Here is a 16,518-nt window from a genome sequence, read left to right as displayed (position 1 = left end):
TGGATGATGCTAGATTATTTCTAATTGAATTATTTGAATAAATCATCGAGATAATTAATGTATGTTCCGTGTTTTTTATTAAGTGAATATGGCGTGGGAATAGTTGATTAATGATGAATGGGTAAAATAAAAATAATGTAACTTTATTAAGTTACGGCACTTTTTATGTCAGTTGTATCGAGTGCTAAAGAAAGAGAATGTAATATAGAGGTTGTAGAGTGAAAAAAACCTATTTGTCTTTAGTTATATCTGCGTTTGTTTTCAGTGTGTCAGGTTACGCTATTGCTGACTCGAACTCTGGTGTTTTTGATGATAGAAGCTTTGATCCTTTTAGTACAAATAATGAGCTAACCTATTTTATTGATAACATCCCTTCAGATACTGTATTCAATGAATCCATAATTTTTTTGCGTGATGATAAAAAAATAAAAAATATAACTTTGAATCAAAATTCAACTTTAAGAATAGAGGATGCAGGAACAGCGATTAACTCTATTGTTAATAAAGGTTCATCAATATTTATGTTAAAGCGTAAAGGAAAAAGTCAAGGGAAGCCGATAATTCAGGATACAACTATTAACACTGGTGGTGAACTTGATATGGAAGCACACTCTATATCAAGAGGAAGACTTTATATTGCTAAAGGTGCAGAGTTAACAATTGATAATGTTGATGATAATTTTGTCAACGTGAAGGTAAATACTCCCGTGCCAGCAGCTAATGTTTCAATTGAAAACTTAAAATTAGCTGGAGTCGTAGTGATTACTCCATCATGGAATGAAGATGATGGAGAAGATGGTGATGCCCCATTCCCTGAAAAACCAGGGCCATATTTAGTGACGCAGATCCATAATCTCGAAATGCTGCCAGATAGTAAAATAATAATGGATGGGTATGAGTCAGGGGCACAATATAATAAATTGGAGATAAATAACTTATCGGGTACCGGTAATTTTGAATTATCTACCAGCCTTGCTGATAATATTGGTGATCTGATTTATGTGACAGGCCGTGCGTCTGGTAATTTTGGCATCCTAGTCCAAGATAGGGGGCGGGAAATTGTTCACCCAGAAAATATCCGTCTTGTTTATATCAATGCAGGTGATGCTCAGTTTGATTTACTGAACAAAGAAGGCATCGTAGATATTGGTATTCATAAATATCGTTATCGGTTAGAGAGTAAAAAAGATGGCGAACATACGGAATGGTATCTGGTAAATGAGGAAAAAGCGTTGCCTCAGGAACTAAAACAAGATCCGACAGAAATGACTAAGCCGACTAAGACTGATCATAAGAGTACACTTGTTCCAATTGGTTTTAGTTCCAGTGCCCGAAATATAATGAGCATGTCTGCTTCTTCACAACATATTCTGAACACTGAGTTAAATACTTTACACCAGCGGCAAGGCAATTTGCGTAGCAATGATGGTGAAATGGAGGTTTGGGTACACCATCTTAGCGATAATAGCCGCCTGAATACTCATCACGATGCCGCATTTAAAAATACCATGCATGGGCTGCAAATCGGGGTAGGTAAACAATTTGAGCTGGGAAGAGGTAAATTATTAGCAGGTGCCTTCACGTCATACAGCAAATCTAATGTTAAATTCAATATCGGTGGTAATGGCGATGTTGAGAGTTACAGTAGTGGTCTGTATGCTACTTATCTGGATCAATCAGGTTTGTATTTTGATGCAGTGTTGAAAGGTAATCGTCTGAAAAACCAAATTAGAGCCAGAATGAATAGCGGTGATATCGGACGGGCTGATTATAATCAGGGGGCTTTCACGACTTCATTGGAAACGGGCTATACCTTGCCAATATCTCAACGTGTTACTTTTGATCCCTATGTAAGAGTCAGTTATTCTCACATCAGCAGTGCTGATTATACACTCAGTAATGGTATGCAGACTGACATTCACGGAACAAATAGCTTACAAAGTGAAGCCGGTGCACGTTTTGGTACTCATCTGACATTAGGTAGTATGGAGATTATGCCATATGCTAAGTTGGCTGTTTCCCATGAATTTAATGGCAGCAATAAAGTCAATATTAACAAAGTGGCTTTTGATAATAATTACTCCGGTAATACCGGTAAATATGGTTTGGGTATAAATACTAATGTGAATAAAAATATCTCTGTTTACGCTGAGGTAAATTACCTTCATGGCAATAAAATCGAAACTCCGATACATACAACAGCAGGGTTTAAGGTATTGTTCTAAGCATTAAATAGTTTTTGTCAGGAAAGTAGTTCAAGCTTAGTGCATTCTTTTGTCAGTTATGCTTGAACTACTATTGTAACTTACGGGATTATCGCAAATGAACGTACCGGGAACCCTGTTGCCTTTTCTGGTTTAGCGACAATATTAAAAATAATCGCGCCACGAGTAGGAACCTTGTCTAAATTTTTCATGATTTCTATTTGATACGTATCCTGTGCTAAAACGTAATGCTCGCCGAGGAATCCATTATTATTTCTGGCATCTTTCGAGGAGTCAGTATCAAATGTTTCGTGCCCGATGGCTTTTATTTTCCTTTCCTCAAACAGGAATTTTAGAGCATCTAATCCCCAGCCGGGTGTCTGATTATTTCCATTGATATCTTTATTTTCCATTTTCTCCTGAGAAGGCCAGCGTTTACTCCAGTCTGTTCTTAATGCAACAAAAGTATCGGCTTCAATAATGCCATGCTCGGCTTCAAAACAGAGAATATCTTCTTTTGACAACGAAAAGTCAGGCTCTTGTTCTGCCCGTTCTGATTGGTCAATAACTATTAATGGTAATACCAGCTCTTTTAATTCAATTCCATTCAGGAAACGTCCATCAGAAATAAAATGGCAGGGGGCATCAATATGCGTACTATATTGCCCGACAAAAGTAAATTGTTGGGTGAAAAAGCCATCCTGATAACTAAATAATGTTTTTATTTGAGCAGGGGGAAACATAGAGAAATGAGGAGAATGTTGATCAAAGCTGTGAGTCAGATCGACCCATTTTTTAGATTTTAATAAAGTGAGTGCCTGTAAAATATTATTCGTCATAAAAACCTCATCTTTTTTAATTTTTTGAGGATGACAGGTGATATATTCAATCGTCGGTGACTGGGGTAGCCACCGAGACTCGTTTGTTAGTGGATATTAATAACTTTTCGGGGTGATATCAACATAGGTGGGATCGGAAAAAGAACATTCCTCTTCAGAAATAATCGATGAAGCAATAATAATCACCGGTGATTTATTCTTGTCAATATAAGGAATGGTAACTTCTATTGTCTGGGAATAAAGTTCGCCCCAGGCTGAATAAGTTATCGGTAACTTATTTTTTTCCAGAAGGTGTCTGTTAATTAATATTGAATTTGCCTGATGCTTATCCAGTTGGTTATTTTTCCTGACTGCGGCGTTTATAACCTGATAAGCTGCCCACGATTCTGTCGTAGCGCAGTAATCTAAATTTTCATTTGTCGAAGCGATGCCTATCGCTGGGATAAATAACATCGTAAAAGTGAGAAATTTTTTCATATCATTCCATTGAATATATTATTTTAAATAATAATAAAATTTGATTGTTCTTCCATATTCTTCTTGCAAGAAACAGCCGTTATTATCATCTTTGCGTTAATTTTTTGTGTTGAAAATGTTTGTGTTTTTATATTGATTGTTTGCAAATTATGCATAAAATATAATGCCGAATCAGGATCCCCGAAAAAGGGATGGTGACTAAATGACACCACCTGAAATAAGATCAATAAACGATACCATTCATTATTATTATATTAATAAAATATTATGGTGCCGCTGTTATTTTTATGTTTTCTCTGTCGTAGGCGTTAACTCCATTTCATAATCACTGACAGGGAATTGCCCATAAGTATCATGCAATAATTGTTTGCAGCTTTCCTGTTTAATCAGGTCGCTGAGTTCATCTAAGCGTTTTTGTAATAACCGCTTAGTTTCATTTTCATTATCCAAGACAGTCTGCAAAATTTTGGTTAATTTCTGCTGCAATGAAATAGGCGCATCTGAATCTTCTGATATTAAGGTAACCACTTCTACTGCTTTCAGATAGGTGATTTCCATATCGACAAGTACATCCCATTTTTCATTTTTAGCTAAATCAAGCATCTGCTCACTTAAACTAAGGATCTGCTGGTAAGCTGACAAAAGATCCAGATCATTTTTCATCAAACAATATCCTGACTGGCGTTGTAATGAGGACCTATCTGCCGCCAAGAATCTGAAATCTCGGTAAGTAAATCAATCACTTCGGTAATAGCCTTCTCATCGTTGCGTAAATTAGCATGGAGTAAACGACGACTCATATAATCATATAAAGCAGAAAGATTCTGAGCAATCTCTCCGCCTTTTTCGAAATCAAGTCCTTCTTTCAGACCATTATCAATGATATTTATCGCCTTTGAAATAGCTAAACCTTTTTCCGGGATATTTCCCTGTTGCATCAGAATAATTGCACGACGTAGGGCGCTGAGCGCCCCATTGAACAATATCTGAATCAACTGATAGGGAGAAGCATTCATAATTTCGCTCTCAAGATCTACCTGAGCGTATAACTGGCTTGCCGAACGTTGATACATATTATCCTTTAATTATCTTAAAAGCTGGAATAGGGATGAACTTGTGTTATTCAGGGAATTCATCAGTTTATCCAATTCTGTGAATTGACGTTTATAACGCTCCATTGTGGCATCAATAGTGTCATTTGTCCGCTCCACTTGTTTCTCAAGGGTTTTAAGACTTTTATTAATGCCTTCGGTTGCGGTTGCGATAGTCCCTTCATGGCTATCTAACGTTTTCTTTAATAGGTTGTAAGTCTGGGTTGCAAAGCCGGTTTTTTCACCATCGCCCATAAAGAAAGCCTTCACGTTGGCTGGTTTCTCTTTCAGGTTCTTTTCCAGTTTATCTTTATTGATTTCCAGTGTGCCATCCAATTTCTGTTTAATACCCAATTTATTTAAGGTAGCGATATCAGCAACATTCTGGGCAGCAAATAATTGGTGTCTTAATTGGTTCTGGATATTTTTCAGTGTTCCGTCACCCAGCAAAGCACCATTATCTTTTGACGCCGCTTCACCTTTTCCGACCGCTTTGAATTTGGTCAGCGAATCAAAAGTAGACTGTAAGTCATTATAAGCATCAACCCACTTTTTAATTGATTCCTGCATTGGTTCAATATCACGGGAAACAACCAGTGTTTCTGATTTGAACTGTTCTTTTTCTTTGGGTTCGCCCTCTGCAACTTTTACAGTTTCTTTTTCTGAAACTTTTTTCAGATTCAGGGTAATACCTTCCGGTGCATCTTTTATTTCATTGCTCTGGCGTACAATAGAAATGCCATTAACGGTTAACTTCGCATTAGCGGCTTCCATAGTTTGTGTCATAACACCAGTGCCATCGCCTTTGCCGTCCGATTTATAATTCAGCAATTTGCTTAATTTATCATCGCCCTGAACATCAATGGTCATCACTGCGTCTTCGCCGGTTTTTTTCGAAGTCAGGATCAGATAATTTTTATTACCTTCTGCTTTGATAATACTGGCGTTGACATCACCTTCTTTTTTATTAATCGCATCACGGATATTTTCTAAAGAAGTTTCATCATCTTTCAGAGTGATGCTCATTGGTTTATGTTTTTCACCTAAACCTGACTGACTGATGGTAATGGTACGGGTTCCTTTACCTTTTTCTCCCAGCGGTTCTTTTACATCAGAAACTTCTGGAGATTGCAACGATTGCGCTACGGCAAGCTGCTCAACTGTAATCTTATAGTTACCCGGGCTGGCTTTAGAATCCGTGCTTGGCGTAAATAATTTATGGTCTTCGCTTGTTTTAGTTGTATTAAGTTTATCGAATTTTTTTAGTTCTTCCGAAGCGGTCTGAAGTTTTTCCAGACTGCCTTTTAATGTGCCAAAACCGGTCAGCTTTGCTTTATAGCTTGTTTGTTGCTGTGCTAATGGTTCTAAACGTTTTCTTTCTGCTGCCTGAAGTTTATCCAGCAAAGAACCCAAATCCATCCCGGACCCGGCCCCTAATGAGGAAATGCTAGCCATATTGACTCCTTTATTTGTAAAGCATCACTGGAGTTGTTATCGGATTAATTTGCGAAAAGTTTACTGAGAAAACGATTTTTTTGATGGATGGAATAGTTGATGAGAACAGGCGCTGTTTGGGTTATCGGTATATTCGTCGTCTTTCAGGCTGTCTATTTATTGGCTGTGCTCGCTCACTTCAGTCACCGTTTTTATAAATATACGGTTATCTATGTTCCTAGAGATTAATGAAAGGTTCCTGCTTTTCTTCACCGCAGTCCAGCCTTTGGCCTGGCAAATTCGTTTCTTTGCAGCCGCGATGTAACTTGAAATCCATTGTAGATACAAGGAGTAAGAAAAAAATGAAAAACTTTTTTCAAGAAATATTAAAGGTTCTTTTTAAGTAGCCGATAAAACTGTTGGCGGTGATGAACACCGTGAGCAAACAGGCTCAGACTAATTATATCGACTTGATTTTAAAAAGGAACTCTACTATGGCATCAGTAATCAATACTAACTACTCATCTCTGCTGGCTCAAAACAACCTGACTAAATCTCAGGGTACTTTAGGTTCAGCTATTGAGCGTCTGTCCTCTGGTTTACGTATTAACAGCGCGAAGGATGATGCTGCTGGTCAAGCGATTGCTAACCGTTTCACTGCTAACGTTAAAGGTCTGACTCAGGCTTCCCGTAACGCAAACGACGGTATCTCCATTGCTCAGACTACCGAAGGTTCTCTGAACGAAATCAATAACAACCTGCAACGTATCCGTGAACTGAGTGTTCAGGCTACAAACGGTACTAACTCTGAAAGTGACCTGAAATCGATTCAGGAAGAAGTGACTCAGCGTCTGAATGAGATTGATCGTATTTCTGAACAAACTCAGTTTAATAACGTCAAAGTATTAAGCAAAGATTCTACTCTGAAAATTCAGGTTGGTGCTAATGATAATGAAACGATAGATATCGAACTGAAAAAAATTGATAAGCATGAGTTAGGATTGGACAATTTCTCAGTAGAGAAAGAAAAACCGACTGAATTAACAAAAGCCGAAGAGAAAGTCGCAGAAGCTGAGAAGGAATTAAAAGGTGCATCTGAAACAGATAAAGCTGCAAAACAAACAGCACTTGATGGAGCAAAAGAAGAGCTTGTTAAAGCAGAAAAAGAGCACCCAGCTACATCTAAGACAGCAGATCCGTTGAAAACTTTGGATAAAGCACTCTCCGATGTAGACAGCCTGCGCAGTTCTTTAGGGGCGGTTCAAAACCGTCTGGAATCAACTGTTAACAACCTGAACAACACTGTTAACAACCTGAGCGCTGCTCGTAGCCGTATCGAAGACGCTGACTACGCGGTTGAAGTTTCTAACATGAGCCGTGGTCAGATCCTGCAACAAGCTGGTACTTCTGTTCTGGCTCAGGCAAACCAGGTTCCACAGACCGTTCTGTCTCTGCTGCGTTAATTTTTATTACCTAGCTAAGGGCTTATGCAGGGCAACCTGCATAGCTCCTGCTTATACGATAAGGATCGGCTTGCCGATCCTTATTTTTTAAGTGCTATTTAAAGGAAATACCCTAAGTATTTCGCGTTGTTTCGCGGCGGCAAGGGAGTGAACCCCTGAGCATAGTAAAACTATGCGACTGGGGTGAGCGAACGCAGCCAACAAAGAGACAACGTGAAAGACGACGGGTATTGTCAGGGACAGCCTGAAACTTGCGACACAAGGCGGACAACAAAAAATTTCGCATAGGTGAAAAAGAAGCGCTTTTACTTCATTGTTCAAACGATTGTACCCGTTAGGGGATTGGATAATGGTATCCAGTCTCTTATCCAAAGGTGTCTGTTGTTGTGAGCGATTTGTATACCGCCGAAGGCGTGATGGACAAAAATAGCCTCTGGAAGCGCTATGTACCACTGGTTCGCCATGAAGCACTGAGGCTACAGGTGAGGTTGCCTGCCAGTGTCGAGCTTGATGACCTGCTTCAGGCCGGGGGCATAGGGTTGCTGAACGCAGTGGAGCGTTACGATTCCCTACAGGGAACGGCGTTTACCACTTATGCAGTGCAGCGCATCAGAGGTGCAATGTTGGATGAGTTGAGGAGCCGTGATTGGGCGCCACGCAGTGTGCGACGCAATGCACGGGAAGTCACGCAAACCATCCGTAAACTTGAGCAAGAGTTAGGCCGTCCAGCCAGTGAGCAGGAAGTTGCTAAAGAATTAAAGATTAATCTGATAGAATATCGGCAAATACTGTTAGAAACCAATAACAGTCAGCTATTTTCTTATGACGAATGGCACGAAATTTACGGCGAAAGCTGTGAGCCAGTAATTGAGGAAGAGCATGAGACAAATCCTCTCCAACAGTTATTGGAAGGTGATCTCCGTCAGCGGGTTATCGATGTTATTGAGTCGTTACCTGAAAGGGAAAAAATGGTTCTGACGCTGTACTATCAGGAAGAACTGAATCTTAAAGAGATTGGCGCGGTGCTTAATGTGGGGGAATCTCGCGTGAGTCAGCTCCACAGCCAGGCAATAAAAAGGCTGCGGGCGCGTTTGAATCCAGAGAAGTAACTTTTTGCTTATTTGTTTTTTGTTAAGACTACACACAGGGCTTTATCTCTTATGTCTGTTACAACACAAAAGAAACGGCCTCTTAGCCGTTATATTAAGGACTATAAACATAGTCAGACTCATTGTTTGCATTGTCATAAGACTCTTGACCGTATTTCCCTTGTTTTTAACGGTCAGGTTATCAATAAAGAAGCAATTTCCGAGATGACCGAATTGGTTGATGACAAAACATGGAATGAGTTACAGGGTAAATTTGTAGCGCTGTGCCGCTTCTGTAGTGAAATTTATTGCAATAGCCAGACTGATTATTTCGACATTATGTCATTTAAACAGTATCTGTTTGAACAAACCGAGATGAGCCACAGCACAGTGCGTGAATACGTGGTTCGTCTGCGCAGATTGGATGAGTTACTGACCTCAGACAATTATCCTGAAGAAGAGTTTACACCAGAAAAAATTCAGGAAAAATTGAGTGAGAAGCTGTCCGAATCTGCTTTCAGTAATTACAATATCGCGCTGCGTAAATACGAACAATATCTGAGCTGGCAACAGAACGGGCATTGATTAATTCGGCAAAAACATAGCGTCTGTTTGGCTGAACAATTTGGTCAGTTTTAGAGGGGAATGTACAAATAGTGCATTCCCCTTTATTTTTAATACATCATGTCTTATATGTCTATTTGGTTATAAATATATAACCAAATAGAACTAAGCGGGTTATTTTAATCATTTGATTTAATCGTTTGATTTAATCAAATGATTATAAATAAATTGGCTAATCTATTTTTTTAATTCCGCTTTTTTAACCGATGGTCATTAAGCTGGCATTTCCTCCTGCCGCTGCGGTGTTAACACTCAATGAACGTTCATGTAACAGGCGCTCCAGCAATAGATTAGTTTCGCCCCGGGCAAAACCCTGAACTGAAACAATCGGCCCTTTACGTTGTGCAATGGTTTCACATACCTGCCGTAACTGATCGCAATCACCGTGATAAATAACCGCTTCCATAACCGTGTCTTCATTCTGCCAGTCATTCACTAAATAAATGGCGTGACGAACTTCTTTTGGTAACTGTTTCAGTAACTGCTGGTGAAGCTCATCCTTTTCCCAGACCGCCTGACAACCAACTGAAAGCACTGCGGCTAACTGAATCAGAGTATCCTGCTCATTATCTGCAAGACAGAGAACCTGACCGCGCGGCAACAGGGTGTAGGTATTACGTTCGCCCGTTGGTCCCGGCAGTAAGCGCGTTGTCCCGCCCTGAGCCAGTAAAGCGTATTCCTGAATGATGTGGCTCAGTTCCGAGTGGTTATTTGATGTAGCCCATTCAGCCAGTTTGTTGAAAGGAGAGTGCAGGGCAGTGCGGATAGTGGCATCCAGCGGATATTCCTCATCCTGACGCGCTAATGTCTGAGTTGCAGCATTGACTGGGCGCTGGGACAACAGGCGATAAAGATAAAGCGGTCCGCCGGCTTTAGGCCCGGTGCCGGACAATCCTTCACCACCGAATGGCTGTACACCAACGACGGCTCCGACCATATTGCGGTTAACATATAAATTACCGACTTTTGCCTTACCCGTGACCTGAGAGATGGTTTCATCAATACGGGTGTGAACGCCTAATGTTAATCCATAGCCGGAAGCGTTAATCTGATCAAGCAGTTGATCCAACTCGTCCCGTTTGAAACGGACAACGTGCAGAACAGGGCCGAAAATCTCTTTTTTCAGCTCATCAAAACTTTCCAGCTCAATAAGGGTAGGTTTGACGAACATTCCCTGTGGCCATTCCCGACTGTCTGCCGCATTTTCATGTGTCGCCTGATAAACCGTTCTGCCCTTAGTGCGCATAGCCTGAATATGGCGCTCGATATTCGCTTTTGCTTCGGCATCGATCACCGGGCCGATATCGGTGAACAGATGTTCAGGATTCCCCATCCGGCATTCCGCCATTGCGCCTTTCAGCATGGTGAGTGTTCTGTCTGCAACATCATCCTGTATACACAGAATACGCAGGGCAGAGCAGCGCTGGCCTGCACTGTCAAAAGCAGAGGCAACCACATCAGTGACAACCTGCTCAGTCAGGGCGGAGGAATCGACAATCATCGCATTCATCCCACCGGTTTCTGCGATCAGTGGCGTCGGGCGGCCCTGAGCATCAAGACGTCCGGCGATATTACGCTGTAACAGGCTGGCAACTTCGGTGGAGCCGGTGAACATCACGCCACGCACACGTTCATCGCCTACCAGCATAGAACCGACAGTTTCCCCTTGCCCCGGTAATAATTGTAGCACTTCGCGTGGAATGCCTGCCTGATGCAGCATTCTAACGGCGACCGCTGCAATCAGTGGTGTCTGTTCTGCTGGTTTTGCCAGCACGCTGTTACCAGCCGCTAATGCAGCGGCAATCTGACCGGTGAAAATGGCCAGAGGGAAGTTCCACGGGCTGATACAGACCACAGGCCCAAGTGGGCGATGGGTATCATTGGCGAAATCCTGACGCACCTGATCGGCGTAGTAATAGAGGAAATCCACCGCTTCACGAACTTCGGCAATGGCATTGTTGAACGTTTTACCTGCTTCACGCACCAGAATACCGAGCAGGGATTGCAGGTTATCTTCCATCAGTTCCGCAGCACGTACCAAAATAGCCGCACGCTCTGATGGTGGCGTGGCAAACCAGATGGTTTCGGCATTGGTGGCGACGTCCAGTGCGTGGCTGACTTCCTGCTCTGTGGTTTCCCGCACATAACCAACGATATCAGAAGATTTGGCCGGGTTATTGACCGGGCTGGCAACTGGTAATTCCTCAGTATGGGTATAATCACCACCTAATAATGGTTCGCTGTTCCATATTTCCATTGAAGAGCTCAACAACGCGCTGGAAAGAGAAGCTAAACGGTGCTCACTGGAAAGATCTAATCCTGATGAATTGGCACGATTTTTGCCATATAAGTCAATTGGTAATGGAATTTTTGGATGAGGCAGGCCGATTTGCCCTTCAGATTTAGCCAGTTCATGAACCACTTTTACCGGATCGGCAACCAGTTCATCGATCGGTAGATTGGTATCAGCAATACGGTTAACGAATGAGGTATTCGCCCCATTTTCCAACAGGCGTCGAACCAGATAGGCCAGTAAAGTTTCATGAGTTCCGACCGGTGCATAGATTCGACACGGGCGATTCAGTTTGCCGTCCGCAATTTTACCGACCACCTGTTCGTAAAGCGGTTCACCCATTCCGTGCAGACACTGGAATTCATACTGCCCCGGATAGTAATTCTGCCCTGCGATATGGTAAATGGCAGACAGAGTATGGGCGTTATGAGTCGCAAACTGAGGGTAAATAAGATTAGGCACAGATAGCAACTTACGGGCGCAGGCGATATAAGAAACATCGGTATACACTTTGCGGGTATAAACCGGATAGCCTTCCAGACCGTCAATCTGGGCACGTTTGATTTCACTATCCCAATAAGCCCCTTTTACCAGACGGATCATCAGTCTGTGGCGGCTGCGCTGAGCTAAATCGATAATACTGTCAATAACGAAAGGACAGCGTTTCTGGTAGGCCTGAATAACAAAACCAATCCCGTTCCAGCCTTCTAGTTGAGGTTCAAAGCAGAGTTTTTCCAGCAAATCGAGGGAAATTTCCAGCCTATCCGCTTCTTCTGCATCAATATTGATACCGATATCATACTGACGCGCCTGTAAAGTCAGGCTAAGCAGGCGAGGATAGAGTTCGGTCATCACGCGTTCATACTGGGCGCGGCTATAGCGGGGATGCAGGGCGGAAAGTTTGATAGAAATACCCGGCCCTTCATAAATGCCCCGACCGTTCGATGCCTTACCAATTGCATGAATGGCCTGCTGATAAGAGACCATATAAGCCTGTGCATCTTCTTCAGTCAGTGCTGCTTCACCAAGCATGTCATAGGAGTAACGGAAGCCTTTCTCCTCCAGCTTGCGGGCGTTGGCAAGGGCCTGTGCAATAGTTTCGCCTGTGACGAATTGCTCTCCCATCAGACGCATTGCCATATCTACGCCTTTGCGCACCAATGGTTCACCGCTCTTGCCAATGATTCGGGTTAGCGATTTGGATAACTTGGCTTCGTTATGGGTAGAGACTAATTTACCGGTAAACAGTAATCCCCATGTCGCAGCATTAACGAACATGGACGGGCTTTGCCCCAGATGGGAGTGCCAGTTACCGTTACTGATTTTGTCGCGGATGAGTGCATCTCGGGTTGCTTTATCAGGAATGCGCAGCAGGGCTTCGGCAAGGCACATCAGTGCGACACCTTCCTGTGAAGAGAGTGAAAATTCCTGTAGTAGCCCCTGAACCAGACCGGCGCGCCCAATACCCTGTTTTTGCTGGCGTAATTTCTCTGCGATGGAATATGCGAGTTTATGTGCCGCTTTGGATTGTTCTTCTGATAACTGAGCTTGTTGCAGTAACATTGGAACAGCCTGTGTTTCAGGTAACCGATAGGCCGCAGTAATTGCAGAACGTTTCACCGATTGGGGTAAAATGTGCTCGGCAAAGTCCAGAAACGGCTGATAACGGGCTTCAATTGGTGATTCTTCTTCGGAAATCTTTTCTTCTTTGTTATCCTGAGCGGCTGATATTTCCGGGATCTTTTCCTCATTTTCAAGACGTTCGAGATAATTAAAAATGGCTTGCTTAATCAGCCAGTGTGGTGTGCGCTCAATACGTTGTGCAGCAGCTTTGATGCGGTTACGCGTTGCTTCATCGAGCTTCACGCCCATAGTGGTACTACCCATTCTCACTCCTTAATAGGAAGACTAATCAAGTTACGGAACAATATCTTCCATGTTGCAACTTTGTGCAACTTTGTTAAAAGCCATTATTCAGAATTTGTGAAATCAATCTGATTTTGAACATATAATTTGTGGCTCATGATTATTAATCTATTATCTACATGATAGATAAGTATTTATTTTCATTTGGCTACATAGGGTTTTTTATGGAAGGTGCAACTTTATGGGTGATAAATGTGACTTGGCGAGCGTTTCTTGTAAAAAATGCCGTTAATCAGTTGTTAAAAATGTTTTAGCTAATTTAGGATAGAAAGTGATTTTTAAATAATTACAAATATAAATTACATATCGGAACAACGCCACCTTCAGGTGAAATAATCTTCAGGTACAACTCTGGCCTACCCAGTAAACTTCGAGTTGCATACAGCCAGCAAAAGGCAGTCTGAAAGCAAGATGGGTAAAACCTGACAACAGAACACCTTGTCCTGAGAGAGATATTGCGCTGAAAGAAGTGGGAAATCTATACCCAATGAATTTCAAGCCGCATCGCGGCGGCAAGGGAGTTCATCCCCCTTGAGCATAGATAACTATGTGACTGGGGTGAGCGAGCGCAGCCAATAAAGAGGCAGTTTGAAAGACGACGGGTATAAGTACAGAACACATCATTGACGCAAATCAAGTAGTCTGAATAAACAGGATTTGCAAAAAATACTATGGAGAAGAACCTGCATGACAGTAAATTCACCAATGCTAATTACCTTCATTGTCTATATAGCCGGGATGCTACTGATAGGCTTCATGGCTTACCGTGCCACCAAGAATTTCGATGACTATATTCTGGGTGGCCGGCGACTAGGCAGTGTAGTAACAGCACTATCTGCTGGCGCTTCTGATATGAGTGGCTGGTTATTAATGGGGTTGCCGGGGGCGATTTTTTTATCCGGTGTATCAGAAATCTGGATCGCGTTGGGCTTATTACTGGGAGCCTATCTGAACTGGCGCTGGGTCGCAGGCCGATTACGTGTTCATACAGAAATCAATAATAATGCGCTGACTTTACCGGATTATTTCACCAACCGCTTTGATGATAGCAGTAAAGTTCTCCGTATTATCTCTGCCGTTGTTATCCTGATTTTCTTCACTATCTACTGTGCGTCGGGGGTTGTAGCGGGTGGACTGCTGTTTGAAAATACATTTGGTATCAGCTACGAACACGCTATCTGGCTGGGTGCGTTAGCTACGATTGCCTACACTTTCCTCGGCGGATTTTTGGCGGTGAGCTGGACTGATACCGTGCAAGCAACCTTAATGATTTTTGCTTTGATTCTGGTGCCTGTGCTGATTTTACTCAACGTGGGCGGCGTGGAGAAGGCCATTACCATTATTGAGGCGAAAAATCCTGTCTATATGGATATATTTAAGAACCTGAATTTTGTGGCCATCATCTCATTGTTGGGCTGGGGGTTAGGTTACTTTGGTCAGCCCCATATTCTGGCCCGTTTTATGGCCGCAGATTCTCATCAGACTATCCATAAAGCGCGCCGTATCAGTATGACGTGGATGCTGTTATGTCTTGCGGGTACGTCAGCGGTAGGTTTCTTTGGTATTGCATATTTTTCAATCCATACGGATCAGGCTGGCCCGGTATTACAAAACCATGAGCGTATTTTTATGGAGCTGGGCATACTGTTATTTAATCCGTGGATCACGGGTATCTTGTTGTCTGCGGTTTTGGCTGCGGTCATGAGTACACTGAGCTGCCAGTTGCTGGTGTGTTCCAGTGCTCTGACAGAAGATTTTTATAAAGCCTTTATCCGTACGAAAGCGAGCCAGAAAGAACTGGTATGGGTCGGACGGATGATGGTGCTGTTGGTCGCGGCTATTGCCATTGTGATTGCGACTAACCCAAATAATAAAGTGCTGGCTTTAGTCAGTAATGCCTGGGCGGGTTTTGGCGCAGCATTTGGCCCAGTAATCCTGATTTCGGTGATTTGGCAACGCATGACACGCAACGGCGCATTAGCGGGTATGCTGGTGGGTGCTGTGACTGTACTGGTATGGATGAAGTTTGAGTGGTTTGGTTTGTACGAAATCATCCCCGGATTTATTCTGGCCTCGCTTGCCATTGTGGTGGTGAGCTTGTTGGGTAAAGCACCAAATAAAACGATCCAGCAGCGTTTTATCGAAGCCGAAGCTCAGTATAATACTAAATAAAGATATATTCAGAGCCTCTGAAGTAGCAGAGGCTCATCTATCCTAATTAATTCCAACATGTCCATTGGCTGGGATCTCCGGCATATTCAAGTTTTGTCCCTTCTGGTGGTTGAAGAAGAGTAATAGTCCATCCTTGATCTGAATCCTTAAAATCACCGATTTTGTTATGATACACATCATAGAGAGAGTCTATTTTTATTGGTTCTGAATTAAAATAAGCGCGTATATAACTTGGTGGAGGCGCTCCATCAGTTTTTTCACTTATTTCATTCAGACGTGCTGGGCAATATTGTTTAGAGTAAAAAATTGTCCAATAATAATCAGATAAAATAGTGGGGGATACTTCTATCATTCCTATACGGCCGGACCATAATAATTTATTATCCTGAGTAATAAATTTAAACCCTGTTATTTTTTCGGAGAGAAAACAGCTGAGAGAGTTTTTATCTTCCCAAGTAAAAGTTCCTTTCTTTCCCGGCCCCACTGTTATTACTACAGGATTGCCTTGTGTTGGCTGATATGTGCAAACAGAATAGACAGATGGTGCATAGACAGTGATTGTATAATTTGTTCTATTATCAATGGTTATTGGGTGATACCCAGAAGAGAATGCTGAAATTGATGTGGTAGTAAGTAACATCATAATAATAAAATTAAACATTCGATGATAAATTAAATTTATGATTTTCATAGCCGCTCCTTGATCATTAATAAGTAAATAAAAAAATTGACCTTTCTAAAGGAAACGTTCCATTAGCTAATGGTAGTTGTTTGTTTTAGTATATTTTAAATAATAGTCTATATTTTTGATTATTCTAATTATTAATGTTTAATAAAAATTATGTTAATTTATCTTGTTTTTAATGATGAATTAAATGAATTGTAATTTTCAATTGTCTGTTTTTGT

The 16,518-nt window shown here is 41.9% G+C and carries 12 protein-coding genes; 5 read left to right on the top strand and 7 right to left on the bottom strand.

From position 1 onward, the window contains the following. Positions 1–218: 218 nt before the first annotated feature. Positions 219–2,225 carry an autotransporter outer membrane beta-barrel domain-containing protein gene (locus AACX38_RS19590; protein WP_228865332.1) on the top strand — a complete coding sequence of 669 codons (2,007 nt, stop codon included), beginning with the start codon at positions 219–221 and terminating at the stop codon, positions 2,223–2,225. A gap of 80 nt (positions 2,226–2,305) precedes the next feature. Here AACX38_RS19590 and AACX38_RS19585 read toward each other — a convergent pair whose 3' ends face one another. The 5 genes from AACX38_RS19585 to fliD form a co-directional block, all read right to left on the bottom strand. Continuing rightward, the gene (locus tag AACX38_RS19585; protein ID WP_228865330.1) at positions 2,306–3,043 is read right to left on the bottom strand and encodes a cyclase family protein; all 738 of its coding nucleotides are present in this window, start codon (positions 3,041–3,043) and stop codon (positions 2,306–2,308) included. Between the two features lie 96 nt (positions 3,044–3,139). Further along, positions 3,140–3,520, bottom strand: a complete 381-nt coding sequence (locus AACX38_RS19580; protein WP_099108241.1) for a hypothetical protein — start codon at positions 3,518–3,520, stop codon at positions 3,140–3,142. A gap of 285 nt (positions 3,521–3,805) precedes the next feature. Continuing rightward, entirely contained in the window at positions 3,806–4,183 is a 378-nt protein-coding gene (gene fliT / locus AACX38_RS19575; RefSeq protein WP_099108240.1) for a flagella biosynthesis regulatory protein FliT, read from the bottom strand. Beyond that, a complete protein-coding gene (fliS, locus tag AACX38_RS19570) occupies positions 4,183–4,593 on the bottom strand; it encodes a flagellar export chaperone FliS (RefSeq protein WP_086956342.1) in 411 nt (136 codons plus the stop codon). Before fliS ends, fliT begins: the two co-directional genes overlap by 1 nt. A 12-nt stretch (positions 4,594–4,605) precedes the next feature. Further along, on the bottom strand, positions 4,606–6,066 hold the full coding sequence (fliD, locus tag AACX38_RS19565) for a flagellar filament capping protein FliD (protein ID WP_228865328.1): 1,461 nt from the start codon (positions 6,064–6,066) through the stop codon (positions 4,606–4,608). A 473-nt stretch (positions 6,067–6,539) separates the two neighbouring features. Between fliD and AACX38_RS19560 the strand changes: the two genes are divergently transcribed. From AACX38_RS19560 to fliZ, 3 genes are all read left to right on the top strand, one after another. Beyond that, on the top strand, positions 6,540–7,508 hold the full coding sequence (locus tag AACX38_RS19560; RefSeq protein WP_228865326.1) for a flagellin N-terminal helical domain-containing protein: 969 nt from the start codon (positions 6,540–6,542) through the stop codon (positions 7,506–7,508). Between the two features lie 386 nt (positions 7,509–7,894). Further along, positions 7,895–8,617 carry an RNA polymerase sigma factor FliA gene (locus AACX38_RS19555; RefSeq protein WP_099108236.1) on the top strand — a complete coding sequence of 241 codons (723 nt, stop codon included), beginning with the start codon at positions 7,895–7,897 and terminating at the stop codon, positions 8,615–8,617. Positions 8,618–8,668: 51 nt separating this feature from the next. Beyond that, on the top strand, positions 8,669–9,181 hold the full coding sequence (gene fliZ / locus AACX38_RS19550; protein ID WP_086956345.1) for a flagella biosynthesis regulatory protein FliZ: 513 nt from the start codon (positions 8,669–8,671) through the stop codon (positions 9,179–9,181). Between the two features lie 238 nt (positions 9,182–9,419). Here fliZ and putA read toward each other — a convergent pair whose 3' ends face one another. Continuing rightward, entirely contained in the window at positions 9,420–13,400 is a 3,981-nt protein-coding gene (gene putA / locus AACX38_RS19545) for a trifunctional transcriptional regulator/proline dehydrogenase/L-glutamate gamma-semialdehyde dehydrogenase (RefSeq protein WP_228865323.1), read from the bottom strand. Between the two features lie 726 nt (positions 13,401–14,126). Here putA and putP point away from each other — a divergent pair. Then, positions 14,127–15,611: a sodium/proline symporter PutP gene (putP, locus tag AACX38_RS19540; RefSeq protein WP_099120577.1), complete on the top strand. Its 1,485-nt coding sequence runs from the start codon at positions 14,127–14,129 to the stop codon at positions 15,609–15,611. A gap of 46 nt (positions 15,612–15,657) precedes the next feature. Here putP and AACX38_RS19535 read toward each other — a convergent pair whose 3' ends face one another. After that, positions 15,658–16,302, bottom strand: a complete 645-nt coding sequence (locus AACX38_RS19535) for a hypothetical protein (protein ID WP_228865321.1) — start codon at positions 16,300–16,302, stop codon at positions 15,658–15,660. Positions 16,303–16,518: the final 216 nt, after the last annotated feature.

It is taken from the genome of Xenorhabdus sp. PB30.3, assembly GCF_963895965.1.
Classification (GTDB): domain Bacteria; phylum Pseudomonadota; class Gammaproteobacteria; order Enterobacterales; family Enterobacteriaceae; genus Xenorhabdus; species Xenorhabdus stockiae.
The sequence above is the reverse complement of the archived record's forward strand: the minus strand, read 5'-3'. Positions and strand labels throughout refer to the sequence as shown.

Excerpts from the sequence above, each read along its gene's own strand:
- AACX38_RS19585 (WP_228865330.1), bottom strand. The coding sequence starts at position 3,043 with ATGACGAATAATATTTTACAGGCACTCACTTTATTAAAATCTAAAAAA.
- AACX38_RS19580 (WP_099108241.1), bottom strand. The coding sequence starts at position 3,520 with ATGAAAAAATTTCTCACTTTTACGATGTTATTTATCCCAGCGATAGGC.
- fliT (WP_099108240.1), bottom strand. The coding sequence starts at position 4,183 with ATGAAAAATGATCTGGATCTTTTGTCAGCTTACCAGCAGATCCTTAGT.
- fliS (WP_086956342.1), bottom strand. The coding sequence starts at position 4,593 with ATGTATCAACGTTCGGCAAGCCAGTTATACGCTCAGGTAGATCTTGAG.
- fliD (WP_228865328.1), bottom strand. The coding sequence starts at position 6,066 with ATGGCTAGCATTTCCTCATTAGGGGCCGGGTCCGGGATGGATTTGGGT.
- AACX38_RS19560 (WP_228865326.1), top strand. The coding sequence starts at position 6,540 with ATGGCATCAGTAATCAATACTAACTACTCATCTCTGCTGGCTCAAAAC.
- fliZ (WP_086956345.1), top strand. The coding sequence starts at position 8,669 with ATGTCTGTTACAACACAAAAGAAACGGCCTCTTAGCCGTTATATTAAG.
- putA (WP_228865323.1), bottom strand. The coding sequence starts at position 13,400 with ATGGGTAGTACCACTATGGGCGTGAAGCTCGATGAAGCAACGCGTAAC.
- putP (WP_099120577.1), top strand. The coding sequence starts at position 14,127 with ATGACAGTAAATTCACCAATGCTAATTACCTTCATTGTCTATATAGCC.
- AACX38_RS19535 (WP_228865321.1), bottom strand. The coding sequence starts at position 16,302 with ATGAAAATCATAAATTTAATTTATCATCGAATGTTTAATTTTATTATT.